Here is a 23,712-nt window from a genome sequence, read left to right as displayed (position 1 = left end):
CCGGCGCCGCTGTTATCCGCTTTTGGTGATTTCCTTATGCGTTTTCATTCGCTGCCAAGGCTGGAGCAAAGCGGTCGGCTTTGTTATAGTTCTTTCTGTTTTATTGATTTTGAAATCAATATCAAAAAGGAATAAAAAATGAAAAAAGTTCTGCTTACCCTGACGCTGCTGGGCGCTGCGGCCAACGTTTACGCGGCCGACCTGCTGGACACCGTGCAGCAGCGCGGCACGCTGAAGATCGCGCTGGAAGGCACCTACCCGCCGTTCAACTTCAAGGACAAGGACCAGAAGCTGACCGGTTTCGAGGTGGAGCTGGGCTCGGCGCTGGCGCAGAAGCTGAAGCTGAAGCCGGAATTCATCACCGGCGAGTGGAGCGGCCTGCTGGCCGGCCTGCAGGGTGGCAAGTTCGACGTGGTGATGAACCAGGTGTCGATCACCGACAAGCGCAAGGAAGTGTTCGACTTCTCGCAGCCGTACACCATCTCCAGCGCGCAGCTGATCGTGCGCAAGAACGAGAAGCGCAACTTCAAGAGCCTGGCCGACCTCGCCGGCAAGAAGATGGGCGTGACCCAGGGCAGCAACTACGCCGAGATGGTGAAGGCGCAGGGCGCTATCGAGTCCAAGTTCTACCCGTCGGCACCGGAAATCTTCCAGGATCTGGCCACCGGCCGCATCGATGCCGGCATCAACGACAGCCTGCTGATCCCGTTCGCGATCAAGGAAGCCAAGCTGCCGCTGAAGGCGGGCGCCGCGGTGGGCAGCGCGACGCAGATGGGCATCCCGTTCGCCAAGGGCAATCCGAAGTTCAAGGTGGCGCTGGACGGCGCGCTGAATGCCTTGCACAAGGACGGCAGCTTCAAGAAAATCTCGGTGAAGTGGTTCGGCATCGACGTATCGAAGGCACCGGGCGCACGCTGAGCGCTGCGGCCAAGCTTGACGCCTCCGCCAGTTGCGGAGGCGTTTGTATTTGAAGGATGAATGATGGAATGGCTTGAGTTGGCAATGACCGCCGTCCCGGTGCTGATGACCGGGGTCGGCTACACCTTGCTGTTCGCGGTCTCGGCGATGGTGCTGGGCCTGACGCTGGGCTTCGCCGTGGCGCTGCTGCGCATCGCGCAGGTGCCGCTGCTGTCGCAGCTGGCGGCGCTGTACGTCAGCCTGATGCGCGGCACGCCGCTGCTGGTGCAGATTTTTGTCATCTACTACGGCCTGCCCAGCGTCGGCATCGAGTTCGAGCCGGTCACCGCCGGCATTCTGGCGCTGACGCTGAACGTGGCCGCCTACCTGTCGGAGAGCCTGCGCGGCGCGATGGCCGGCGTCGAGCGCGGGCAGTGGGACGCGGCGCTGTCGCTGGGCCTGGGCTGGTGGCCTGCGGTGCGCTACGTCATCGCGCCGCAGGCGGTGCGGCTGGCGGTGCCCAGCCTCGCCAACAGCCTGATCTCGCTGATCAAGGACACCTCGCTGGTGTCGGTGATCACCGTCTCCGAGCTGATGATGGTGACCAAGGACCTGATCGCGCAGACTTTCCAGCCGCTGCCGCTGTACCTGATGGCGGCGGCGATCTACTGGGTGCTGAGCGCGCTGTTCGAACAGCTGCAGCAACGGGTGGAGCGCCACTTCGGCCGCGCCCACGCCCGCTGACGCGCCCCATGCGGCCATGAGCGAAACGAGGGAGACCATGAAATTTGCCACCAAGGCGATCCACGCCGGTTTTGACTACCACCAGCACAACCGCGCGGTGATGCCGCCGATCTACCAGACCTCCGCCTTTGCCCACGACGCGGTGGGCGAGTCGCTGGAATTCGCCTACGCCCGTACCGGCACCCCGACGCGGGCGGTGCTGGAGGCCAATTTCGCGGCGCTGGAAGACGCGGCGCACGGCCTCGCCTTCGCCAGCGGCATGGCGGCGATCGACGCGGTGATGCGCGCCACGCTGGGGCCCGGCGACGAGGTGATCGCGGTGGCCGACCTGTACGGCGGCGCCTACCGCATCCTCGACAAGGTGATGGCGGCGCAGGGCATCAAGGTGACCTTTGCCGACCTGTCCGATGCGGCCAACCTTGAGGCCGTCATCGGCAGCAGCACCCGGCTTGTGTGGCTGGAGACGCCGACCAACCCGCTGCTGGGCATGGTCGACATCGCCGCGCTGGCGGCGATCGCCCACAGCCACGGGGCGGTGGTGGCGGTGGACAACACCTTCGCCACGCCCTACCTGCAGAACCCGCTGAACCAGGGCGCCGACATCGTGGTGCACTCCGCCACCAAGTACCTCGGCGGCCACTCCGACGTGCTGCTGGGGCTGGTGGCGGTCAACGACGCGGCGCTGTTCAAGGCGATCAAGTTCATCCAGAACGCCGCCGGCGCGGTGCCGGGGCCGCAGGACTGTTTCCTGACCCTGCGCGGCATCAAGACGCTGGCGCTGCGCATGGAGCGGCACTGCGACAACGCGGAGAAGGTCGCCGCCTTCCTGCAGGGCCATCCGGCGATCGACAGGGTGTTCTTCCCCGGCCTGCCCGACCACCCTGGCCACGAGCTGGCCAAACGCCAGATGCGCCGCTTCGGCGGCATCGTCACCGTCTACCTGAAGGAAGACCGCCGCGAGGCCGCCAGCCGCGTCGCCAGCCGGCTGCAGCTGTTCCTGCTCGCCGAGTCGCTGGGCGGGGTGGAGTCGCTGGTCAACCACAGCTATACCATGTCGCACGGCGGCATGCCGCCGGCGCAGAAGGCGGCGCTGGGCATCCGCGAGGGCCAGCTGCGCTTGTCGATCGGCATCGAGGACATCGCCGACATCCTGGCCGACCTGGCGCAGGCGCTGGCGGACTGAGCCACCGCTCGCATTGCAAAGCACAAGGCCACGCCCATGGGCGTGGCCTTGTGCTGTGCGGCTGCGGCCAACGTTGGCCGCAGGGTGCTTACTTGAACAGCGCGGCGTTGGCTTCAATCGCGGCCAGTGCGCACTGCTCGTCCAGGTGGCCGCCCGGTGCGCCGCCGATGCCAATGGCGCCGATCACCTCGTTACCGGCCTTCAGCGGCACGCCGCCGCCCAGCAGCAGGAAGCCCGGGATGTCGGTCAGGTTGGCCGCGCCCGGATTCTTCTGCGCGTTTTCCATCATCGCCTGGGTCGGGGCCTTGGCGGAGGCGGAGGTGTAGGCCTTGGCACGGCTGGCCTCGATGGTGTGCGGGCCGGCGTTGTCGGCGCGGGCGAAGGCCTTCAGGTTGCCGGCGCGGTCGACCACGCTGACACCGACGTTCCAGCCCTTGGCCTGGCACTGGGCCACGGCGTCGGTGGCCAGCTTGCCGGCATCGGCCAGCGAGATATTGCGTTCGGTCAGCGGGGCGGCCTGGGCCAGGGTGGCGGTGGCGAGCAGCAGGGCGGTGCAGGTGGTGCGGATCATGGTGAAGCTCCTGTTCGTTGTGGGGCGAGGGATGGCTTCATCTTAGGCAAACATGGGCGATGGCAACATTCGGTCGATTACGCCGCCGCCTCCGTAGCACTACGGAGGGGGCGTCAGGCGCCATCCGGCAGCAGCGCCAGGTAGTGGCGGATCAGCTGCGCCAGGGTGTCGACCTCCAGCTTGGCGAACACGTTGGCGCGGTAGGTCTCCACCGTGCGCGGCGACAGCACCAGCTCGCGCGCGATCTCCTTGTTGCTCAGGCCGTCGGCGATGCGCTGCAGCACTTCCAGCTCGCGCGCGGATAGCCGTGCCAGTTTCTGCCGTGCGGCCAACGTGGCCGCCTGCCGTTCGCGGCTGCCGATGTGCTGGCGCACCGCCTTTTGCACGGCGTCGAGGAACAGGTCGTCGTCCACCGGCTTCTGCAGGAACTCCACCGCGCCGCTCTTGAACGCGCGGCGGCACAGGTCGACGTTGCCGTGGCCGGTCAGCATGATCACCGGCAGGTCGCTGCCGGCGGCGAGGGTGTCGAGCACATCCAGGCCGCTGATGCCGGGCATGCGGATGTCCAGCACCACGCAGCCGATGCCGTGGCGGTCGTGCTGCGCGAGGAACTGCTGCGGGCTGGCAAAGCCCTCGGCGCGCAGGCCGACGCTTTTCAGCAGCAGCGCCAGCGCCTCGCGCACCGCGTCGTCGTCGTCGACCAGGTAGATCAGCGGGGAGTGCTGCTGGTTCATGGTGTTTCCTCATCGGCCAGCGGCAGGCTCAGCGTGAAGCAGGCGCCGCCGGCGGGCAGGTTGGCCGCGGTGAGCCGGCCGTGCAGGCTGTGCGCCAGGGTCTCGCACAGGCTGAGGCCCAGCCCCATGCCGCCGGGCTTGGTGCTGAAGAAGGGCTGGAACAGCTGCGGCAGGTCGGCCTCGGCGATGCCGGGGCCGCTGTCGCGGACTTGCAGCCGGTAGCGGCCGGCGTCGATGTCGGCGCGGATGTCGACGCTGCCGGGCCGGCCGGCCAGCGCGTCGACGGCGTTCTGCAGCAGGTTGTGCACGATCTGCTCCAGCGCCACGCCGTCGGCCAGTGGCCGCCGTCCGGCGCTGGCGTCATGGCAGTGCAGGCGGATGCCCTGCGCCGCCAGCTCGGCCTGGCGCAGGTGCTGTACCGAGGCCAGCAGCGCGGCGCTGTCGACGCCAGCCAGCGGCCGCGGTGCCTGCTGTGTCACCAGCGCGCGCAGGCGGGCGATGATGTCGCCGGCGCGCTTGGCCTGCGCCGCGCTGCTGGCCAGCGCCTGGCGCACCGTGTCGCGCTCGTCGTCGTCGTCCAGCAGCCGCTGGCAGGCGCGCAGGTTGGCGAGGATGGCGGTCAGCGGCTGGTTCAGCTCGTGCGCCATGCCGGCGGCCATCTCGCCCAGGGTGCTGAGGCGGCTGACGGCGGCCAGGCGTGCCTGTTCCCGCTCGCGTTGCGCCTGTCGCTGCGCCTGGCGGCGGCTGTGCTGCCACGCCAGCAGCAGCGCCAGCGCCGCGCTCGTGGCCAGCCAGCTCAGCCACGGCCACTGCGCGATGCCGTAACGCTGCCGGCTGTGAAAGGTGAACGGCTGCGCGCTGGTCGGCAGCGGCTTGGCTAGCGCCATCGGCCAGCCCCAGGCCGGCATCGGCTGGTTCAGCAGCACGCTGGTGCCGCCGGGCAGTTGCAGCTGCACCCGCTGCAGCGTGGCCGGCCATTCGCCGGGCGCCAGCAGGCGGCGGCTGTCGAGCAGCAGGCTCCAGCCGGACGGCGCCACCAGCCAGTATTGCGCGGCGCCGGCGGCCTGGGTCTGGATGCGGCGCTGTTGCCGCGCCCGTGCCAGCGTGGCGGCCAGCGGTGGCAGTGTGTTGCCGCTGCCCAGCCAGCGGCCGTCCTGCAGCAGGCCCAGCGCCCGCAGCTGCGGCATCGCCGGGCGCAGGCCGGCCAGCAGCTCCGCCGCGGGCGGCGGCCGTTGCTGCAGCGCGAGGGTGGCCAGCACCGCCTCGTGCTGCACCATCTTCTGGCTGAGCAGGCGGTGGGCGATGCTGCTGTTTTGCTGGAACTGGCTGCGCTGCTGGCTGAGGCCGGCCAGCAGCAGCACGCCGCCGGCGAGCAGGCTCAGCAGCAGCCAGCTGGCGGGCAGCAGATAGGGGCGCAGGGGTGTCATGCCGGCATTATGGCATTGCCGCGGGCGGCCGGCTTTCCGTAGCGCTACGGAGCCGGGGCGGGCGGGCACTGCTGGCGGCTGGCTTGTTTCGCTTGCCCAGGTGGGCTACAACGCAGCAAGATGCGGGCTTTTCCTGCTCCGGAGGGCTTATGCGGCTTGCGAATGCACTGTTGCTGGCCTGTTGCTGCCTGCTGTCGCTGCCGACGGGGGCCCAGGCCATGCTCAAGGTGGTGACCGAAGACGCGCCGCCGTTCAATTTCATCGTCGGCCAGCGCCTGCAGGGGCCGGCGCCGCGCTTTGTCGAGCGCTTGCTGCGCCATGCCGGGCTGCCGTTCCAGCATCATGTCTATCCGTGGGCGCGCAGCATGGCGCTGGCCAGCCACCAGCCCAACGTGCTGATCTATTCGCTGGCGCGCACCCCGGCGCGCGAGGCGCAGTTCCACTGGCTGGGGTGGCTGGGGGCGGAGCGGGTGGCGCTGTATGCGCTGGCGAGCCGCCGCGAGTTGCACGCCGGCACGCTGGCGGAGGCGGGCAAGCTGCGCATCGGCATCAGCAACCAGGACGTGCGCGGCCAGTGGCTGCGCGAACAGGGCTTTGCCGAGGTCAGCGCCAACCGCCACGCCGGGCTGGACGTCGCCGACAACATGGAAACCAATCTGCGCCGGCTGCAGCTGGGCTGGATCGATGCGGTGCCGCTTTCCGAGGGCAGCCTGCAGGCCTACTGCCGCCGCGAGCTGCTGGACTGCCGCCAGTTCCGCCAGCTGCTGCCCTTGCCGCTGACCATGGAGCTGTACCTGGCCGCCAGCCTCGGCACGCCGCCGGCGACGCTGGCGCGGCTGCGCCACAGCTACCAGGCGCTGCGGCGCGACGGCAGCTTTGCCCGCGCCTTTCGCGACTACCAGTAAGCCCACCGTGCGGGCATGAAAAATGCGGCCAACCTTTCACAAGGTTGGCCGCATGCTTTGTTGCCGCGCGGGATCAGGCTTTCACGCAGTCCACGAAGTAGGTCTTCTTGCCGTCGCGCACCTCGGCGATCAGGCCGTGCACGTCGGTCTCGAAGCCGGGGAAGCTGCGGTTGAACTGCTCGGTGAAGCGCAGGTAGTCGACGATGGTCTTGTTGAACACCTCACCCGGGATCAGCAGCGGGATGCCCGGCGGATACGGGGTCAGCAGTACCGCGGTGACACGGCCTTCCAGCTGGTCGACCGGCACGCGCTCGACCTCGCGGTGCGCCATCTTGGCAAACGCGTCCGACGGCTTCATGCCCGGCACCATTTCCGACAGGTAGATCTCGGTGGTCAGCCGCGCCACGTTGTGCTCGTGGTAGGCGCGGTGGATCTTCAGGCACAGGTCCTTGAGGCCGACGCGCTCGTACTGCGGATGGCTGGCGACGAAGTCCGGCATGCAGCGCCACAGCGGCTGGTTCTTGTCGAAGTCGTCCTTGAACTGTTGCAGCGCGGCCAGCAGCGTGTTCCAGCGGCCCTTGGTGATGCCGATGGTGAACATGATGAAGAAGCTGTACAGGCCGGTCTTTTCCACGACCACGCCGTGTTCGGCCAGGTACTTGGTGACCATCGACGCCGGGATGCCCAGCTCTTCGAAGCTGCCGTCCACGTTCAGGCCCGGGGTCAGGATGGTGGCCTTGATCGGGTCCAGCAGGTTGAAGCCGTCCTCGATGCCGGCAAAGCCGTGCCAGGCTTCGCCGTTCTTCAGTTCCCAGTCCTGCGGGTCGCAGATGCCGTCTTCCGACAGCTTCTCCGGGCCCCACACGCGGAACCACCAGTCCTCGCCGTACTCCTCGTCCACCTTGCGCATCGAGCGGCGGAATTCCAGCGCCTCGGCCAGCGATTCCTCGACCAGCGCCTGGCCGCCCGGCTGCTCCATCATCGCCGCCGCCACGTCGCAGCTGGCGATGATCGCGTACTGCGGGCTGGTGGAGGTGTGCATCAGGTAGGCTTCGTTGAAGCTGTGGGTGTCCAGCTGGCGGTTCTGCGGGTCCTGCACCAGGATCTGCGACGCCTGCGAGATGCCGGCCAGCAGCTTGTGCGTGGACTGGGTGGAGAAGATCATCGACTCCTTGCAGCGCGGGCGGCCCTCGCCGATGGCGTGGAAGTCGCCGTAGAAGTCGTGGAAGCTGGCGTGCGGCAGCCAGGCTTCGTCGAAGTGCAGGGTGTCGACCTCGCCATCCAGAATGCCCTTGATCTCCTCGACGTTGTACATGATGCCGTCGTAGGTGGACTGGGTGATGGTCAGGATGCGCGGCTTGGCGTTCGGGTTCTTTTCCAGCGCCTCGCGCGCGAACGGGTTGGCCGCGATCTTGGCGCGGATCGCGTCCAGCGAGAATTCCGCCTTCGGGATCGGGCCGATGATGCCGTAGTGGTTGCGCGTCGGCATCAGGAACACCGGAATGGCGCCGGTCATCATGATCGCGTGCAGGTTGGACTTGTGGCAGTTGCGGTCTACCAGCACGATGTCGCCGGCGGCGACGGTGCTGTGCCATACGATCTTGTTCGAGGTCGAGGTGCCGTTGGTGACGAAGAAGCAGTGGTCGGAGCTGAAGATGCGCGCTGCGTTGCGTTCCGAGGCCGCCACCGGGCCGGTGTGGTCCAGCAGCTGACCCAGTTCTTCCACCGCGTTGCACACGTCGGCGCGCAGCATGTTCTCGCCGAAGAACTGGTGGAACATCTGGCCGACCGGCGATTTCAGGAAGGCCACGCCGCCGGAGTGGCCGGGGCAGTGCCAGGAGTAGGAGCCGTCCTGCGCGTAGTTGACCAGCGCGCGGAAGAACGGCGGCGCCAGGGTGTCGAGGTAGCTCTTGGCCTCGCGGATGATGTGGCGTGCCACGAACTCCGGCGTGTCCTCGTGCATGTGGATGAAGCCGTGCAGCTCGCGCAGGATGTCGTTGGGGATGTGGCGCGCGGTGCGCGTCTCGCCGTACAGGTAGACCGGGATATCCGGGTTGCGGCGGCGGATTTCGGCGACAAAGCCGTACAGGCCGCCCAGTGCCGAGGTGGCATCCTCGTCGGTCTGGAATTCCTCGTCGTCGATCGACAGGATGAAGCCGGCGGCGCGGCTTTGCTGCTGCGCGAACGAAGTCAGGTCGCCGTAGCTGGTGTAGCCGATCACGTCCATGCCTTCGGCCTGGATGGCGTTGGCCAGCTCGCGGATGCCGGAGCCGCTGGTGTTCTCGCTACGGAAATCTTCGTCGATGATGACGATCGGGAAGTGAAAACGCATACCTGAGTCCTTAGTTGCTTTAACTCGGACACTGCCGTGATGCGCAAGGCGGCTGCAGACGAAGGCTTGGGCTTCCCGCGTGGGCAGGAGGAGTCCCGGGCACCTGTAACGCCTGTTACGGCCTTCGCGGCATGGCCGGAAGTGTCACTCGGTGCGCGTTGGGGCACAGTTCTGTACGTACGACGTGATGCCGCCGCCCTGGATGGCTGGCCTTGAGGCGCGTGGTTTTTCCGTCTTGCCGCCACGATGGAAATCGGGCGCAAGGCCGGAGCAAAGGGGCGCTTTGCACCGCGGTCCGCACTGGGCAAAGCCTTGCTTTGCCTTCACGTCTGCCGGCTTAGGGTGTTGTCGTCCGGGTGGCCCCGCAAGGTTGGCCGCAACGGAAAACACCTTCGAATAACCCAAGAAAGCGCGCATTGTAGCGGCAATGGCGGTGCAGATGTTGCACAGCAGTATCACGCCCCCGCCGCCGCTGTCATTTCGTCGTAATACGACTCCGGGCAAGGCCGGCCGGGGCGCGGCGGATGATCGCAAAATCAAGGCTTAACATCATCGTCCGGCGGCGGCTTGTCCGGCCTGGCGGGGGCGGCGGAGTGTTGTTTTTTTTGCCAGCGGCGGCGGTACAGCGTGGCGGCGCGCAGCAGCACCGAGACGCCGGCAAAACCGAGCAGCAGCGCCAGCGGCAGCGCCGCCAGCCAAGGAAACAGCAGCACCAGCAGCGCGAGGCCCAGCAGGGTCAGCGCGATGCTGAGGAAGGAGGCGGCCTCGCTCTGCTCCACGCTGCGGGTGCCGCGCACCGCGGCGCCGACGGCATCGCCGATGCGCAGCGCCTGGCGCGCGGCGGCGGCAGCCCCGACCACCGCCTGCTGCCGCACCGGCAGACGCCGCCGCGCGCCGCGCGCGTGTTTCAGCGCCGGGCGCAGGTGCTGGCCGCTGAGCACGATCTCGGTGGCGTGGTCCAGGTCGTGCAGGAAGCGGGTTTCCATCTGCCGCGCCAGCGCCTCGTCCTCGATCGCCAGGTCCAGCTCGCGGTTGGCCAGCCAGCTGGAGACGTTGAGATTGGTGGAGCCGATGCGCGCCCAGCGGCTGTCGGCGACCGCGGTCTTGGCGTGGATCATGGTGCCGTCCCACTCGAACACCCGCACTCCGGCGCTGAGCAGTGGCCGGTACAGCGTGCGCGACACGGTGGCGATCCAGCCGATGTCGCTGGCGCGCGGCACCAAGAGGCGCACGTCGACGCCGTCGCGCGCCGCCTGCTGCAAGGCGGTGAGGTAGGTGCTGGTGCCCATGAAGTAGGCGTCGGTCAGCCACAGCCGCCGCCGCGCAAAGCCGGCGATCAGCAGATCCAGCCGCATCAGGTTGGCGGTGGCCGGGGTGGTGGCGATCAGGCGCGCGGCGACCTCGCCGTGGCTGCTGCGGTCGGTGACGACGGCCGGTAGCGCGCCGTCGCCGGCGTGCTGCCAGCTGTCGGCAAAGGCGGTGACGGCATCGTCCAGCAGCGGCCCCTGCAGCCGCAGCCCGGTATCGCGCCAGTCCTTCCAGCGCGAGCTGGCGCACAGCCCGCCGATGAAGGCGGTGTGGCCGTCGACCACGATCAGCTTGCGGTGATCGCGGCCCAGCAGGCGCAAGCCCTTGCCGAAGGACGGCGGCTGCCACACCCGCACCTCGGCACCGGCCTGCTGCAGCGGCTTGAAAAAGCCGCGGTAGTGTTCGCGCCAGCAGCCCAGCCAGTCGTAGAGCAGGTACACCCTGACGCCTTGCCGTGCCTTGTCCTGCAGCGCGCCGCGCAGCCGGCGGCCGAAGTCGTCGTCGGCGAACAGGTACATCTCGACCAGGATGCAGTGCTCGGCCTGAGCGATGGCGTCCAGCCAGGCGGCAAAGTTGGCCGCGGCGTCGAACAGCAGTTCGACGCGGTTGCCGGCCACCAGCGGGGCGCCGGCCGAGCGCGCCAGTGCCTGTTCGGCCAGCTGGCGGAACAGGCTGGTGGTGGGGGCGGGGCGACCGTCGCGCATGCTCATTGCCTATCCTGTTTTGTATACATTACACAGTAGTTTGTAGGGTGTCAGACGTGGCTTGTTCTGGTCGTGTTTTTGAATGTTGATGTCTCTTAAACATAAACTTTTGTGGTGTTTGCGTTGTATTTTTTTTGCATAAAAACAACGCAAGTTGTTGATTTTATGTTGATAATGCGTCGCACAAAAAGCGGTTGCAGGTCAGCTATCTTGACCTTAGAATCAATCCATTCGCTACACATTATAATCAGGGACCTAGAATGGACAGACAGCGTTGGTTGGAGGGCACCTTATACAGCCCCGACTTCGAGCAAGACAGCTGTGGTTTCGGCTTGATCGCGCAACTGGACGACAAGCCGTCGCACTGGCTGGTGAATACCGCCATTTCCTCGCTGGCCAAGCTGACGCACCGCGGTGCCGTCGCCGCCGACGGCAAATCCGGTGACGGCTGTGGCCTGCTGTTTCGCAAGCCGGACGGCTTCCTGCGCGAAGTGGCCGCCGAAGCCGGCATCACCCTCAAGGCAGTGTACGCCGCCGGCCTGGTGTTTGCGCACCCGCAAGAGGGCGAGCGCAGCCGCAACCGGCTGAAGGAGTATCTGGAGCAGCAGGGGCTGGAAGTCGCCGGCTTCCGCATGGTGCCGATCGACCTCGCCGCCTGTGGCGAGCAGGCGCTGGCGTCGCTGCCGAGCTTCCATCAGGTGTTCGTCAACTGCCCGTTCGGCATGGACGAGCTGACTTTCCAGCGTCGCCTGTACATGGGCCGCCGCCAGGCGGAAAAGGCCAACAAGGCCGATGACCCGTACTTCTACCTGCCGACGCTGTCGCCGCACACGCTGTCGTACAAGGGTCTGGTGACGCCGGATAACCTGCACAAGTTCTACCTCGACCTGTCCGACCCGCGCTTCGAGTCCAGCCTGGCGGTGTTCCACCAGCGCTTCTCCACCAACACCTGGCCACAGTGGAAACTGGCGCAGCCGTTCCGCTTCCTCGCCCACAACGGCGAGATCAACACCGTGCAGGGCAACCGCCACTGGGCGCGAGCGCGCGAGCGCATCATGTCCTCGCCGCACATCGACATGGACGCCATCCGCCCGATCGTGCAGACCGACGGCTCCGACTCCATGTCGCTGGACAATATGCTGGAAGGCCTGCTGATGGGCGGCATTCCGCTGTTCCGCGCGCTGCGCCTGCTGGTGCCGCCGGCATGGCAGAACGTCGACTCCACCGACAAGGACCTGCGCGCGTTCTACGAGTTCAACTCCATGCACATGGAGCCGTGGGACGGCCCGGCCGGCATCGTGCTGACCGACGGCCGCTACGCCGGCTGCATGCTGGACCGCAACGGCCTGCGCCCGGCGCGCTGGGTACTGACCAAGGACAACATCCTCACCATCGCCTCCGAAGTGGGCGTGTGGGACTACAAGCCGGAAGACGTGGTGAAGAAGGGGCGCGTGAAGCCGGGCCAGCTGTTCGCCGCCGACCTGCAGACCGGCGAGATCCTGTATCCGGAAGACATCGACGCGCAGCTGAAATCCGCCAAGCCGTACCGGCAGTGGATCAAGGACGCCGGTTCGCGCCTGGAGCTGTCCATCGAGGACGACGCCGGCCTGGAAGCGTGGCCGAAAGAGCAGCTGCTGACCTACCAGAAGCTGTTCAACATCAGCTTCGAAGAGCGCGACCAGATCCTGCGCGTGCTGGCCGAGGACGGCCAGGAAGCCGTCGGCTCCATGGGTGACGATACCCCGATGGCGGTGCTCTCCCAGAAGGTGCGCTCGCCGTTCGACTACCTGCGCCAGCAGTTCGCGCAGGTGACCAACCCGCCGATCGACCCGATCCGCGAAGCGATCGTGATGTCGCTGAACACCGTGTTCGGCCCCGAGCGCAACATGTTCGAGGAGACCGCCGAGCACGCGAAGCGCCTGGAAGTGCGCAGCCCGGTGCTGTCGCGCGAGAAATTCCTGCGCATCACCACCCGTCCGGAAGCCTACCTGAAGGCCACCACCTTCGACCTGTGCTACGACCCGGCGGAAATCGGCCTGGAAGACGCCATCCGCAAGCTGTGCACCCACGTGGTGGAAGCGGTACAGGAAGGCACCGTGATCGTGGTGCTGTCCGACCGCACCATTGCGGCCAACCGTCTGCCCATCCACGCGCTGTTCGCCACCGGTGCCGTGCACCATGCGCTGATCGACGCCGGCCTGCGCTGCAAGTCCAACATCCTGCTGGAAACCGGTACCGTGCGCGACCCGCACCAGATGGCCGCACTGATCGGCTACGGTGCCACTGCGGTGTACCCGTACCTCGCCTACCAGAGCATTGTCGACCTGGTGGCCACCGGCGACGTCAACCTGCGCGTGAACGAGGCGCTGCAGCACTACCGCAAGGGCATCAACAAGGGTCTGATGAAGGTGCTGTCCAAGATGGGTATCTCCACCATCGCCAGCTATCGCGGTGCCCAGCTGTTCGAAGGCATCGGCCTGCACGAAAGCGTGGTGGCACTGTGCCTGAAGGGCACCGTGTCGCGCATCTCCGGCGCCGGCTTCGACGACTTCGAGGACGACCAGAAAAAACTGTCAAAACTCGCCTTCAACCCGATGCGTCCGGTGACCCAGGGCGGCCTGCTCAAGTACGTGCACGGCGAGGAGTACCACGCCTACAACCCGGACGTGGTGATGACGCTGCAGAAGGCGGTGCAGAACACCGACTACGACGCCTACAAGCAGTATGCCGAGCTGGTCAACAACCGTCCGGTGGCGATGTTCCGCGACCTGATGACGCTGAACTTCGACGGCATCACCCCGATCTCCATCGACGAGGTGGAACCGGTGGAAAGCATCCTCAAGCGTTTCGACTCCGCCGGCATGTCGCTGGGCGCGCTGTCTCCGGAAGCGCACGAGGCGATGGCGACCGCGATGAACCGCCTCGGCGGCCGTTCCAACTCCGGCGAGGGCGGCGAAGACCCGTCGCGTTACGGCACCGAGAAGATGTCCAAGATCAAGCAGGTTGCCTCCGGTCGTTTCGGTGTCACCCCGCACTATCTGGTCAACGCCGAAGTGCTGCAGATCAAGGTGGCGCAGGGTGCCAAGCCGGGTGAAGGTGGCCAGCTGCCGGGCGACAAGGTCTCCCCGTTGATCGCCAAGCTGCGTTGCTCCAAGCCGGGCATCTCGCTGATCTCGCCTCCGCCGCACCACGACATCTACTCCATCGAAGACCTGGCGCAGCTGATCTTCGACCTGAAGCAGGTCAACCCGACCGCGCTGGTGTCGGTGAAACTGGTGGCCGAGCCGGGTGTGGGCACCATTGCCGCCGGCGTGGCCAAGGCCTATGCCGACCTGATCACCATCTCCGGTTACGACGGTGGTACCGGTGCCAGCCCGCTCGCGTCGGTGAAGTACGCCGGCAGCCCTTGGGAGCTGGGCCTGACCGAGGCGCAGCAGGTACTGCGTGCCAACGGCCTGCGTGGCCGCGTGCGGGTACAGACCGATGGCGGCCTGAAGACCGGCCTCGACGTGATCAAGGCCGCGATCATGGGCGCCGAGAGCTTCGGCTTCGGTACCGGCCCGATGGTGGCGCTGGGCTGCAAGTTCCTGCGCATCTGCCATCTGAACAACTGCGCCACCGGTGTGGCCACCCAGGAAATCAAGCTGCGCTCGAAGTACTTCATCGGCCTGCCGGAAATGGTGATGAACTACTTCCTGTTCATCGCGCAGGAAACCCGCGAGTGGATGGCCAAGCTCGGCGCCCGCAACATGGAAGAGCTGATCGGTCGCATGGAACTGCTCAACCTGGAGGCCGGCGTGACCGACCGCCAGCACAAGCTGAACCTGGCACCGCTGCTGTCGCAGGGCACGGTACCGGATGACGTGCCGCGCTTCTGCGTCACCGATTCCAACCCGTCCTTCGACAAGGGCGAGCTGGCCGAGCAGATCCTCAAGGACGCGCTGCCGGCTATCCACAATAAGCAGATGCTGGAGCTGCGTTACGACATCGAGAACATCCACCGCTCCATCGGTGCGCGCCTGTCCGGCGAGATCGCCCGCGTGCACGGTGCCGCCGGCCTGCCGTTCGGCTGCCTGAAGGTGAAGTTCAGCGGCTCCGCCGGCCAGAGTTTCGGCGTGTGGAACGCGCCGGGCCTGCACCTGGAGCTGGAAGGCGACGCCAACGACTACGTGGGCAAGGGCATGGCCGGTGGCCGCGTGGTGATCTACCCGCCGAAGGACGCCGCCTACAAGCCGGACGAGTCCATCATCATCGGTAACACCTGCCTGTACGGCGCCACCGGCGGCCAGCTGTTCGCGGCCGGCGTCGCCGGCGAGCGCTTCGGGGTGCGCAACTCCGGCGCGCTGGCGGTGATCGAGGGCGCGGGCGACCACTGCTGCGAATACATGACCGGCGGCAGCGTGATCGTGCTGGGCGAGACTGGCTACAACTTCGGTGCCGGCATGACCGGTGGCTTCGCCTTCGTGTTCGACCGTGCCGAGAAGTTTGCCTACCGCTACAACAACGAGCTGATCGACATCAACCTGATCAACGGCGAGGCGATGGGCATGTACCGCGCCTACCTGCTGGAGAAGATCGCCAAGCATGTCGAGTTGACCGGTTCCGAAACCGGGCGCGCGATGCTAGAGAACTTCGACGACTACGTCGACTATTTCTGGCTGGTGAAACCGAAGGCGGCCAAGCTCGAGAGCCTGCTGAAAGACTAAGGGACGGGCGGCCTGTCCGCCCCCGAACAAGAAAGGAACGCCTTGCGGCCAACGTTGGCCGCAAGGACGGAGGAATGATCATGGGTGACGTTTTCCAGTTCATGAAGCTCTCGCGCAACCCCGGCGACAAGGTCGAAGCCGCGGTGCGCAAGATCGAATTCAAAGAGATTTACACCCCGCTGCACGCGGTGGACGCCGGCGACCAGGCCGGGCGCTGCCTGTCCTGTGGCAACCCCTACTGTGAGTGGGAGTGCCCGGTGCACAACTACATCCCCAACTGGCTGAAGCTGGTGAAGGAGGGCAAGCTGTTCGAGGCGGCCGAGATGTCGCACAAGACCAACTCCCTGCCGGAAATCTGCGGCCGCGTCTGCCCGCAGGACCGCCTGTGCGAAGGCGCCTGCACCCTGGAGCAGGGCGGCTTCGGCGCCGTCACCATCGGCAGCGTGGAGAAGTACATCACCGACGAGGCATTCAAGGCCGGCTGGCGTCCGGACATGTCCAAGGTGGTGTGGACCGACAAGAAGGTCGCCATCATCGGCGCCGGCCCGGCCGGCCTCGCCTGTGCCGACGTGCTGGTGCGCAACGGCGTCAAGCCGGTGGTGTTCGACCGCTACGAGGAAATCGGCGGCCTGATCACCTTCGGCATCCCGGAGTTCAAGCTGGAAAAGAGCGTGATCAAGACCCGCCGCCTGATCATGGAAGAGATGGGCGTCACCTTCCGTCTCAACACCGAGATCGGCGTGCACGTCACCATCGACGAGCTGCTGGAAGAGTACGACGCGGTGTTCATGGGCATGGGCGCCTACAAGTTCATGAAGGGCGGCTTCGACGGTGAGTATCTGCCTGGTGTGCTGGAAGCGCTGCCGTTCCTGATCAACAACGTGCGCCACAGCATGGGCACCCTGCCGGAAGGCGAGGCGCACCTGTCGATGCAGGGCAAGCGCGTGGTGGTACTGGGTGGTGGCGACACCGCGATGGACTGCAACCGCACGGCCATCCGCCAGGGCGCCAAGAGCGTGATCTGCGCCTACCGCCGCGACGAGGCCAACATGCCGGGCTCCAAGCGCGAAGTCGGCAATGCCAAGGAAGAGGGCGTCGAGTTCCTGTGGAACCGACAGCCGCTGGGCATCGGCGAAGGCGCCGACGGTAGCCTGCGCCTGCACCTGGCGGAAACCCGTCTGGGGGCGCCGGACGAGAAGGGCCGCCGTGCTGCCGAGGTGGTCGAAGGCTCGGAACAAGTCATCGAGTGCGACCACGTCGTGATCGCCTTCGGTTTCCAGACCGAGGCGGCAGACTGGTTCGGCCATACCGGTATCAAGACCGACAAGCGCGGCCGCACCGTGGCACCGGAAAAGCAGCCGTTCAAGCACCAGACCAGCAACCCGAAGATCTTCGCCGGCGGCGACCAGGTGCGCGGCGCCGATCTGGTCGTGCGGGCAGTGTTCGAGGGGCGCCAGGCGGCGGAGGGGATGCTGAGCTACCTGCAGGAGTGGTAAGCCAAGAAGTTGTTCTATTTTGTTTGGAGACCCGTCGTTAGACGGGTTTTTTGCTGAGTTATTATGGGTTAGGGCAGGGGGTAAAATTGGTATTGCTCAATGTATCCTGCAAGGCCATTAAAGAGTAGTATTTAATTTGCCTATAATTTTCGTGTAATATGACGTTGACTATACTATAACTCCCTGATTTTGCTTAAAATGGGGGTTGTTAGTCTGGTCTTGACCATGTCTAGTATTCAGTGTCTGCAAGAAACGGAGCTTTTAAGATGAAAAAATCCCTGATGTTGGTTCTCATTTCTGGTCTGCTCGCAGGCCAATCCTTTGCGGCTGAACCCGCTGCGGCGACCTCTGCGGCTGGTTCTTCTGCAGCTGGTACCACTTCTGCCGCTGCGGCTGGTGCCGCGGGTACTACTGCTGGCATCGCTGGACTGTCGGTAGGTACGATCGCTGCTATCGGTGCTGCTGTGGCCGCTGCTGTGGCGGTATCGTCGAATTCCGATTCGTCGACCTCCCACTCTGCGACCTCGCACAACTAAGCAGCCTTACTCTTGTAAGACGAGCCAGATGCTGTTTGACTTGGCATCTGGCTTTTATTGTCTTTGCATCATAAAAGCCCACTGTGTCAAAATTTCTTGTCCTGTTTTGTCGTAGTTCCCCATTTCTGGTCTGTAGCCTTGCGTTTGGCGCTTCCAACCTTTCGGGCCAAGAGGGCTATATTAATATGCCTAACGCATATGTTGGCGCGGATGGGACATGGAGTATTGGCTATAGCTTCGACAAGCCCTATAGCTCACTCTGGACGTCGGCAACATTGCTGCCCGCCTTGCAGGGGACGGCGCGCTATGTCGGGATCGCGGGTATCAGCGGGTTTGATAATCCGGAGTACGGTGGTGATTATGGTCGCTATAAAGACAAGGTATTTGATGTCAAGCTCCAACTGTTACCCGAGAGTGACTATTTCCCCGCCATTGCTGTCGGCCGTACCGATTTGTTTGGTACTGGCCTGTTTCGTGGAGAGTACATCGCCGCCAGTAAACAGCTGGGGGATGTGGAAGCCACGGTGGGTTATGGCAAAAATCGTATAGACGGTCACTTCGCCGGAGCTCGCTGGACACCTTCCCAGCATCGCAACTGGTCTCTGCTGGCAGAGTACGATGCCAACAATTATCAAGAAGATTTTCGTGCCAGCGAGACCTTTGCTCGCGGGCGCAAGGCAGGTCTCAAGACGGGGGTGGAGTACCGCTGGGGCTGGCTATCCATGCAGGCTGCGTACCAGCAAAGCCATAGCAGCCTCAATGCCATGGTGAACATTCCACTCAATGAGCGCGAGTTTGTTCCCAAGATATCTGAACCGGGCTATTACGCACCCTCCGAGCTTCCAGTTCGTCCTACTGGGGAGGAGTGGCGCTCGAATCCAGAGCACGCAAAAGCATTGCAACAAGCTTTGCAAAAACAGAACTACACTTTGGTTAGCATGGCGTATCGCCGTGGCACACTCATATTGAATCTGGGTAATAGCCGTATTTCCGAGGTGGGGCGTGCTGTTGGACGTGCGGTACGCACCGCGCTCTACTTTGCACCGCTAGAAACGCGCACCATCAAGGTCACCTATACCGAGCTTGATCTACCTGTGGCCACCTACGAGTTCTTCGATATGGCTACCTTGCGTGACTATCTGGCTGGCAAGATCCACCGCGAACGGTTTAACGAATTCGTCCTTGTCCGATCCGGAGGGCCTCAGGATCGAATCGAGCATGGTCACGACAATGCCTCCCTGGCAACAGGACTGTCCGAAGAAGCTAATCTCTCCGTCTTGCTATCGGAAGATGGGGACATCGTGCAATTACGGAAACAGGATTCGCTGCTTAACCGATTCAAGATTGCTCCAAAACTGGGCTTCTACTTCAACGACCCTAGTGGCGCCCTGCATTACGACCTCAGCATGGCCAGTAATATCGATCGGCGGTTGGGCGAGGGGCTTTACTTGAATACCAGCGTGGGCGCAACGGTGCTGGAAGATGTCAGCGATGTAAAACAATCCTCAAACAGCTTGTTGCCGCATGTCCGCTCAGACGTCGCCGAATACAAACGTGGCGGCAAGGTCAAATTGTTCAAGGCTGTGCTCAATCAGTACTACAAGCCTGCCCCCGATTGGTATGCCCGTGCCTCGGTCGGCCTCTATGAAGAAATGTTTGCAGGGGCGGGGGGGCAGCTTTTATTTGCCCCGTCTGGTTTGCGCTGGGCGGCAGACATCAGCATGGATGCGGTTCGGCAACGAGATTTCAAGGGATGGTTCGGTATGAGGGATTACCAAACTATCACTTCCCTAGCCTCGTTACACTATAGACTGCCATATGGTGTAACCGCCACGGCTCGCGCAGGGCGCTTTTTGGCCAAGGATAACGGGATTCGTCTGGAGTTCAAGCGCCGCTTTCGCTCCAATGTGGAAATCGGAGCTTGGTATACCCGCACGGATGGTAAAGATATTACTAGTCCGGGAACCCCTTCTTCTCCCTATAACGACAAAGGGATTTTTATTTCGATTCCTCTCGATTCGATGCTGACTGTCGATTCGCGTTCGAAAGGCAGTTTTTCGATCTCGCCATGGACTCGCGATGTAGGGCAAATGGTGGCAAGTCCGGGAGATTTGTACGGTTTGATCGAGGATGACCGAGAGCAAGTCCAAGCCTTCGATGGCCTTGGCAACTTTGCTGAACACTCCTCCGAGAGTGGACGGCCGGAAGTGGATCAGCCCATCGAGCGCTTTACGCCGTGGCCCAATATCAAGTTGCGGCTGGAGGATTCGGCTCGGGTCTTTCCCGAGCTGCCTCCATTGGTCAAAGGTGGGCTGTTGGCTGGCGGGGCGATTGCCCTGGCTTCACTGAGCGATAAAAGATGGGATAGCCTGATTAGTCAACGTCAGGACAACCGAGGATTCAAAGCGTGGAACAGCTTTGGTAACGCGGCTCCATGGCTTGCCGTAGGTGGTGTCGGCATGGCTTTGGCCTTGGGGGATGAACGCTTGCAAAATACTAGCTTCATCAGCCTGCAATCGGCGTTAGCAGCTGGTGCGAGTAGCATGCTGTTGAAGCAGGCCGTCGGACGTAGTCGGCCAGAAGGTGATAATGGCTACTGGGGGCGTATTTCTGGTAGTAAATCTCGTCAGGACAGTTCTTTTCCTTCCAATCATGCTGCTATCACTTTTGCGACACTGACGCCGTTTGCCAGCGAATACGATGCACCATGGTTGTATGGGGTCGCAACCGCCGCCGCCTTGGGGCGTACAGCCGGTAGAAAGCACTGGCTCTCTGACACTGTGGCCGGTGGTTTGCTAGGCCATGTAGTGGGTCAATGGCTGTGGACGGCACAGCATCAAAATAGTCGTTACCAGACCGTATTTGATTTTGGTCGGAGTAAGGCTGGGGTGACTATTAACGCCCGTTATTGATCGGCAATTATTTGTTTATTTTATTTTCGACAAGGTTTACAGATGCGCCAACAACGGTTTGCCAGAAAGTGGCTGATTGCAGGTTCCGCCGGACTGTTACTGGTTCAGCCCGTGCTAGCGGCTCAACAGGCCGTAACAAATCCTCAGGTAGTGGCGGCAGTAGGTGGTGAGCAAGGTTTGCCCGTTTTGTCTATTCCAGAGGTTCAGGTAAACAAGCAGCAACCCCAAAAAACTCCTCAATTGAGCCCAGTGGAGGTTATTGCTCGTCAGAAGAGCTCGTTTGCTGATTTTGCCAAACGGGTTTCCGGAGTGGAGTTGCCGGTATTTGGCCAGGAGTTGTTTCAGAGTGCCTTATCAACCTTTGCCCCGCTGGATGCTATCCAGGTCAATGGCGATTATCTGATAGGTCCTGGCGATGAGATTCAGCTTAGAGGTTGGGGGATGGTGGATATCGATATCACCAGCACGGTCGACCGTAATGGCAGCGTTTATCTACCCAGTGTAGGTTCGATCAAGGTAGCAGGCATCAAATATCGCGACTTGCAGGGCTATCTCAAAAAAGCTATTAGCCGAGTGTTTACCAATTTCGATTTGACTGTCAGCGTGGTGCAAACCCGTTCGGTACAAATTTATGTCGTTGGCCATGCTGTGCGTCCGGGCACCTACACGCTCAGTTCAATGAGCACGCTGCTTAATGCGCTCTTTAGCTCGGGGGGGCCTTCCGGCTCAGGTTCGATGCGTGCCATCCAGGTCAAGCGGGGAGGAGAGGTCATCACCATGTTTGACCTTTATGAGATGCTAGCCCGAGGCGACAAGAGCAAGGACATTGCGTTGCAAGATGGCGACGTGATTTACATCCCACCGGTCGGTCCGCAAGTGGCCATGGTGGGGGATGTGAAGCATCCCGCCGTTTTCGAACTGAAAGATAAGACCTCGTTGGCCGATGCCGTAGAATGGGCGGGGGGCTTTTTGTCTTCAGCGCCTCAACGGGAAGTCATCGTTGAGAAAAGCGTCGATAATCGTTACCAGACGGTGGCTGAACTCAGCGGGGCGCCAGGTGATATCCGGGGTAAGCTCGCGACCTTGCCACTGGTATCAGCGGATGTAGTCCGTATAGTGGCTCCGGGCTCTGTTGCGGTAGAGGCCCAGAAGCAGCGTGAATTCGTCAAAGTCGCTGGCGAGGTGCGCAACACGGGCGTGTTCCAGATTCAAAAAGGGGAAACCCTGCGTGAGCTGATGGCTCGCTTGGGTGGGGTAACAGATAATGGCTACCTGTTTGCCATGAGCATCCGCCGTGAAACCGTTCGACTCCAGCAGCAAGTCAAGCTGGACGAAATCGCAGATCGGTTTGAAAAAGAGATCCAGACTGCAGCTACGCAAAAACTGTCAGGGACGACGGACAGGGACTTGGCCGCAACGACCAAGGCAGAACTGGATCGTCAGCAACACTTGGCAGACAAGATGCGCTCGGTAAAAGCCAGTGGGCGCATCGTCCTTGAACTGGATGATGCCAACGCTGGTATCAAGAACCTACCGGATCTGCCGCTGCAGGATGGTGACAGTATCAATGTGCCAAGGATGCCGGGGACGGTTGACGTACTGGGGTCGGTCTACCAGCAAAATACCTTTATCTACAAACCAGGTCGGAATGCCAATGATTATCTGGCTTTGGCGGGGGGGGGCACTCCGGGAGGCGATAAGTCTGAAATGTATGTCATCCGTGCAGATGGCACGATTCGTAGTGTGAACAACGCCGGATGGTTGTCACGGGTGGGAGGGCAACAAATCAATCCAGGAGATACCATTGTTCTGCCGGAGAAAGTCGAGCGTAGCAGCTGGACACAGTCCTTTAAAGAATGGACCACTATCCTGTACCAGTTTGGCTTGGGTGCAGCCGGCCTGAAGGTATTGAAGGATTAAGCGCAACGGCGTAGCTTCGAGCGCCCTCGCCTACCCATTGAACGGAATGACAATACATGTCTGAGAACGTAAAACCGGCAACCGAGCAATCCAGCACCGCGGACGAAATTGATCTGCTCGACGTGCTGATCGTCCTCGCTCGCCACAAGAAATGGATTGCAGGTTGCACTATCGGTATTGGCAGTGCGGCCTTGGTCGCCAGCCTGCTGATGACACCGATCTTCACCTCCACCGCCACGATCATGCCGCCGCAACAGCAGAGTTCCGGTCTTGCCGCCATGATGGGCCAGCTTGGCGCCTTGGCTGGGGCTGCAGGTGGCATTGCCGGGCTGAAAAACCCCAACGACCTGTACGTGGGCATGTTGCAGAGCCAGACAGTAGCAAACAATCTGGTGACCCGTTTCAAACTCATGGAAAAATTTGAAACCCCAACCATGGTCGACACCCGCAGTCAATTGGCTGCGATAAGCAATATTTCGTCTGGCAAGGACGGACTGATCAGCGTCAGTGTCGATGACGATGACCCCAAATTTGCTGCTGAACTGGCCAATGCCTACGTCGATGAACTGATCAAGCTGACACAAACCCTTGCGGTGACAGATGCAGCCCAGCAACGCCTGTTCTATGAGAAACAGCTTCAGGCCACCAAGGACAAACTGGCTCAGGCCGAAGTTGCCCTGAAACGAACCCAGGAAAAAACCGGCCTGTTGCAACCGGACGGCCAAGTGCAGGCCATCATCGCCAATGTCGCACAATTGAAGGCAACGATTGCCGCCAAAGAGGTGGAAATGACTGCCATGCGCAGTTTTGCCACCGAGCAGAACCCCGACTACATCCGCACCCAGCAAGAAATCCAGGGGCTGAAAGCGCAGTTGACCAAGCTGGAGCAAGGCCAACCCGAAGCGGGTGATTTCATGGTGCCCACCGGGAAGGTGCCACAAACGGGACTGGAGTATGTCCGCAAACTGCGCGACGTAAAGTACTACGAAACCATGTTCGAACTATTGGCCAAGCAGTATGAATTGGCGAAGATCAACGAGGCCAAGGACAGTTCGACGGTTCAGGTGCTGGACAAAGCGACACCACCCGACAGGAAATCCAAGCCGAAGCGAGCTCTAATTGTTGCCTTGGGGTTGATAGGTGGCTTGTTCTCTGGTCTGTTTGTTGCATTTTTTAAAGAACAGCGCCATAGAGCCAAATTGGCAGGAACCTCTCGTTGGCAAGAAGTTGCTCACGCGTGGCGGACATAGACTCTTTTATCACGAGCACCATCATGACATACTCAACAGCCTGCTTAGTACAACCTCACAAATTGATAAAATAATTTAAACACTGCA

Annotated in this window: 15 protein-coding genes; 10 read left to right on the top strand and 5 right to left on the bottom strand. The window is 62.8% G+C overall.

Annotated features, from left to right (window positions below; genetic code table 11):
- Positions 1 to 138 precede the first annotated feature (138 nt).
- The 3 genes from IE100_RS05130 to IE100_RS05120 are packed head-to-tail and all read left to right on the top strand — an operon-like array spanning position 139 to position 2,824.
- A complete protein-coding gene (locus IE100_RS05130) occupies positions 139 to 918 on the top strand; it encodes a transporter substrate-binding domain-containing protein (RefSeq protein ID WP_189373032.1) in 780 nt (259 codons plus the stop codon).
- A 60-nt stretch (positions 919 to 978) separates the two neighbouring features.
- Positions 979 to 1,641 (top strand): amino acid ABC transporter permease, encoded by a 663-nt coding sequence (locus IE100_RS05125; protein ID WP_268245204.1) that lies wholly within the window; start codon positions 979 to 981, stop codon positions 1,639 to 1,641.
- Positions 1,642 to 1,678: 37 nt separating this feature from the next.
- Positions 1,679 to 2,824 carry a trans-sulfuration enzyme family protein gene (locus tag IE100_RS05120; protein WP_189373031.1) on the top strand — a complete coding sequence of 382 codons (1,146 nt, stop codon included), beginning with the start codon at positions 1,679 to 1,681 and terminating at the stop codon, positions 2,822 to 2,824.
- 88 nt (positions 2,825 to 2,912) lie between these two features.
- On the opposite strand, the gene IE100_RS05115 is transcribed toward IE100_RS05120, so the two are convergent.
- From IE100_RS05115 to IE100_RS05105, 3 genes are all read right to left on the bottom strand, one after another.
- On the bottom strand, positions 2,913 to 3,395 hold the full coding sequence (locus IE100_RS05115) for a GlcG/HbpS family heme-binding protein (protein ID WP_189373030.1): 483 nt from the start codon (positions 3,393 to 3,395) through the stop codon (positions 2,913 to 2,915).
- Positions 3,396 to 3,508: 113 nt separating this feature from the next.
- On the bottom strand, positions 3,509 to 4,129 hold the full coding sequence (locus IE100_RS05110; RefSeq protein WP_189373029.1) for a response regulator transcription factor: 621 nt from the start codon (positions 4,127 to 4,129) through the stop codon (positions 3,509 to 3,511).
- Positions 4,126 to 5,556 carry a sensor histidine kinase gene (locus IE100_RS05105; protein ID WP_189373028.1) on the bottom strand — a complete coding sequence of 477 codons (1,431 nt, stop codon included), beginning with the start codon at positions 5,554 to 5,556 and terminating at the stop codon, positions 4,126 to 4,128. Before IE100_RS05105 ends, IE100_RS05110 begins: the two co-directional genes overlap by 4 nt.
- A 149-nt stretch (positions 5,557 to 5,705) precedes the next feature.
- On the opposite strand from IE100_RS05105, the gene IE100_RS05100 reads away from it, so the two are divergent.
- Positions 5,706 to 6,461: a substrate-binding periplasmic protein gene (locus tag IE100_RS05100; protein WP_189373027.1), complete on the top strand. Its 756-nt coding sequence runs from the start codon at positions 5,706 to 5,708 to the stop codon at positions 6,459 to 6,461.
- A 73-nt stretch (positions 6,462 to 6,534) separates the two neighbouring features.
- Here the strand turns inward: IE100_RS05100 and IE100_RS05095 are convergent, their stop codons facing one another.
- Entirely contained in the window at positions 6,535 to 8,793 is a 2,259-nt protein-coding gene (locus IE100_RS05095; protein WP_189373026.1) for an arginine/lysine/ornithine decarboxylase, read from the bottom strand.
- 536 nt (positions 8,794 to 9,329) lie between these two features.
- Positions 9,330 to 10,811, bottom strand: coding sequence for a phospholipase D-like domain-containing protein (locus IE100_RS05090; protein ID WP_229800231.1), 1,482 nt, complete (start codon positions 10,809 to 10,811; stop codon positions 9,330 to 9,332).
- Positions 10,812 to 11,065: 254 nt separating this feature from the next.
- Between IE100_RS05090 and gltB the strand changes: the two genes are divergently transcribed.
- The 6 genes from gltB to IE100_RS05060 all read left to right on the top strand — a co-directional run bounded on the left by gltB (position 11,066) and on the right by IE100_RS05060 (position 23,625).
- The gene (gene gltB / locus IE100_RS05085) at positions 11,066 to 15,511 is read left to right on the top strand and encodes a glutamate synthase large subunit (RefSeq protein WP_189373025.1); all 4,446 of its coding nucleotides are present in this window, start codon (positions 11,066 to 11,068) and stop codon (positions 15,509 to 15,511) included.
- Between the two features lie 80 nt (positions 15,512 to 15,591).
- Positions 15,592 to 17,007 carry a glutamate synthase small subunit GltD family protein gene (locus tag IE100_RS05080; protein ID WP_189373024.1) on the top strand — a complete coding sequence of 472 codons (1,416 nt, stop codon included), beginning with the start codon at positions 15,592 to 15,594 and terminating at the stop codon, positions 17,005 to 17,007.
- A 266-nt stretch (positions 17,008 to 17,273) separates the two neighbouring features.
- Positions 17,274 to 17,543, top strand: a complete 270-nt coding sequence (locus IE100_RS05075; protein ID WP_189373023.1) for a hypothetical protein — start codon at positions 17,274 to 17,276, stop codon at positions 17,541 to 17,543.
- Positions 17,544 to 17,626: 83 nt separating this feature from the next.
- Complete coding sequence (locus IE100_RS05070) at positions 17,627 to 20,455, top strand: YjbH domain-containing protein (RefSeq protein WP_268245203.1); 2,829 nt, start codon at positions 17,627 to 17,629, stop codon at positions 20,453 to 20,455.
- A gap of 42 nt (positions 20,456 to 20,497) precedes the next feature.
- Entirely contained in the window at positions 20,498 to 22,375 is a 1,878-nt protein-coding gene (locus IE100_RS05065; RefSeq protein WP_189373021.1) for an SLBB domain-containing protein, read from the top strand.
- A 56-nt stretch (positions 22,376 to 22,431) separates the two neighbouring features.
- On the top strand, positions 22,432 to 23,625 hold the full coding sequence (locus tag IE100_RS05060) for a GumC family protein (RefSeq protein ID WP_189373020.1): 1,194 nt from the start codon (positions 22,432 to 22,434) through the stop codon (positions 23,623 to 23,625).
- The last annotated feature ends 87 nt before the right edge of the window (positions 23,626 to 23,712 follow it).

This window comes from Vogesella alkaliphila (genome assembly GCF_014652475.1).
GTDB lineage: Bacteria > Pseudomonadota > Gammaproteobacteria > Burkholderiales > Chromobacteriaceae > Vogesella > Vogesella alkaliphila.
The sequence above is the reverse complement of the archived record's forward strand: the minus strand, read 5'-3'. Positions and strand labels throughout refer to the sequence as shown.

Coding starts and splice junctions, on each gene's coding strand:
- IE100_RS05130 (WP_189373032.1), top strand. CDS start 139: ATGAAAAAAGTTCTGCTTACCCTGACGCTGCTGGGCGCTGCGGCCAAC.
- IE100_RS05125 (WP_268245204.1), top strand. CDS start 979: ATGATGGAATGGCTTGAGTTGGCAATGACCGCCGTCCCGGTGCTGATG.
- IE100_RS05120 (WP_189373031.1), top strand. CDS start 1,679: ATGAAATTTGCCACCAAGGCGATCCACGCCGGTTTTGACTACCACCAG.
- IE100_RS05115 (WP_189373030.1), bottom strand. CDS start 3,395: ATGATCCGCACCACCTGCACCGCCCTGCTGCTCGCCACCGCCACCCTG.
- IE100_RS05110 (WP_189373029.1), bottom strand. CDS start 4,129: ATGAACCAGCAGCACTCCCCGCTGATCTACCTGGTCGACGACGACGAC.
- IE100_RS05105 (WP_189373028.1), bottom strand. CDS start 5,556: ATGACACCCCTGCGCCCCTATCTGCTGCCCGCCAGCTGGCTGCTGCTG.
- IE100_RS05100 (WP_189373027.1), top strand. CDS start 5,706: ATGCGGCTTGCGAATGCACTGTTGCTGGCCTGTTGCTGCCTGCTGTCG.
- IE100_RS05095 (WP_189373026.1), bottom strand. CDS start 8,793: ATGCGTTTTCACTTCCCGATCGTCATCATCGACGAAGATTTCCGTAGC.
- IE100_RS05090 (WP_229800231.1), bottom strand. CDS start 10,811: ATGAGCATGCGCGACGGTCGCCCCGCCCCCACCACCAGCCTGTTCCGC.
- gltB (WP_189373025.1), top strand. CDS start 11,066: ATGGACAGACAGCGTTGGTTGGAGGGCACCTTATACAGCCCCGACTTC.
- IE100_RS05080 (WP_189373024.1), top strand. CDS start 15,592: ATGGGTGACGTTTTCCAGTTCATGAAGCTCTCGCGCAACCCCGGCGAC.
- IE100_RS05075 (WP_189373023.1), top strand. CDS start 17,274: ATGAAAAAATCCCTGATGTTGGTTCTCATTTCTGGTCTGCTCGCAGGC.
- IE100_RS05065 (WP_189373021.1), top strand. CDS start 20,498: ATGCGCCAACAACGGTTTGCCAGAAAGTGGCTGATTGCAGGTTCCGCC.
- IE100_RS05060 (WP_189373020.1), top strand. CDS start 22,432: ATGTCTGAGAACGTAAAACCGGCAACCGAGCAATCCAGCACCGCGGAC.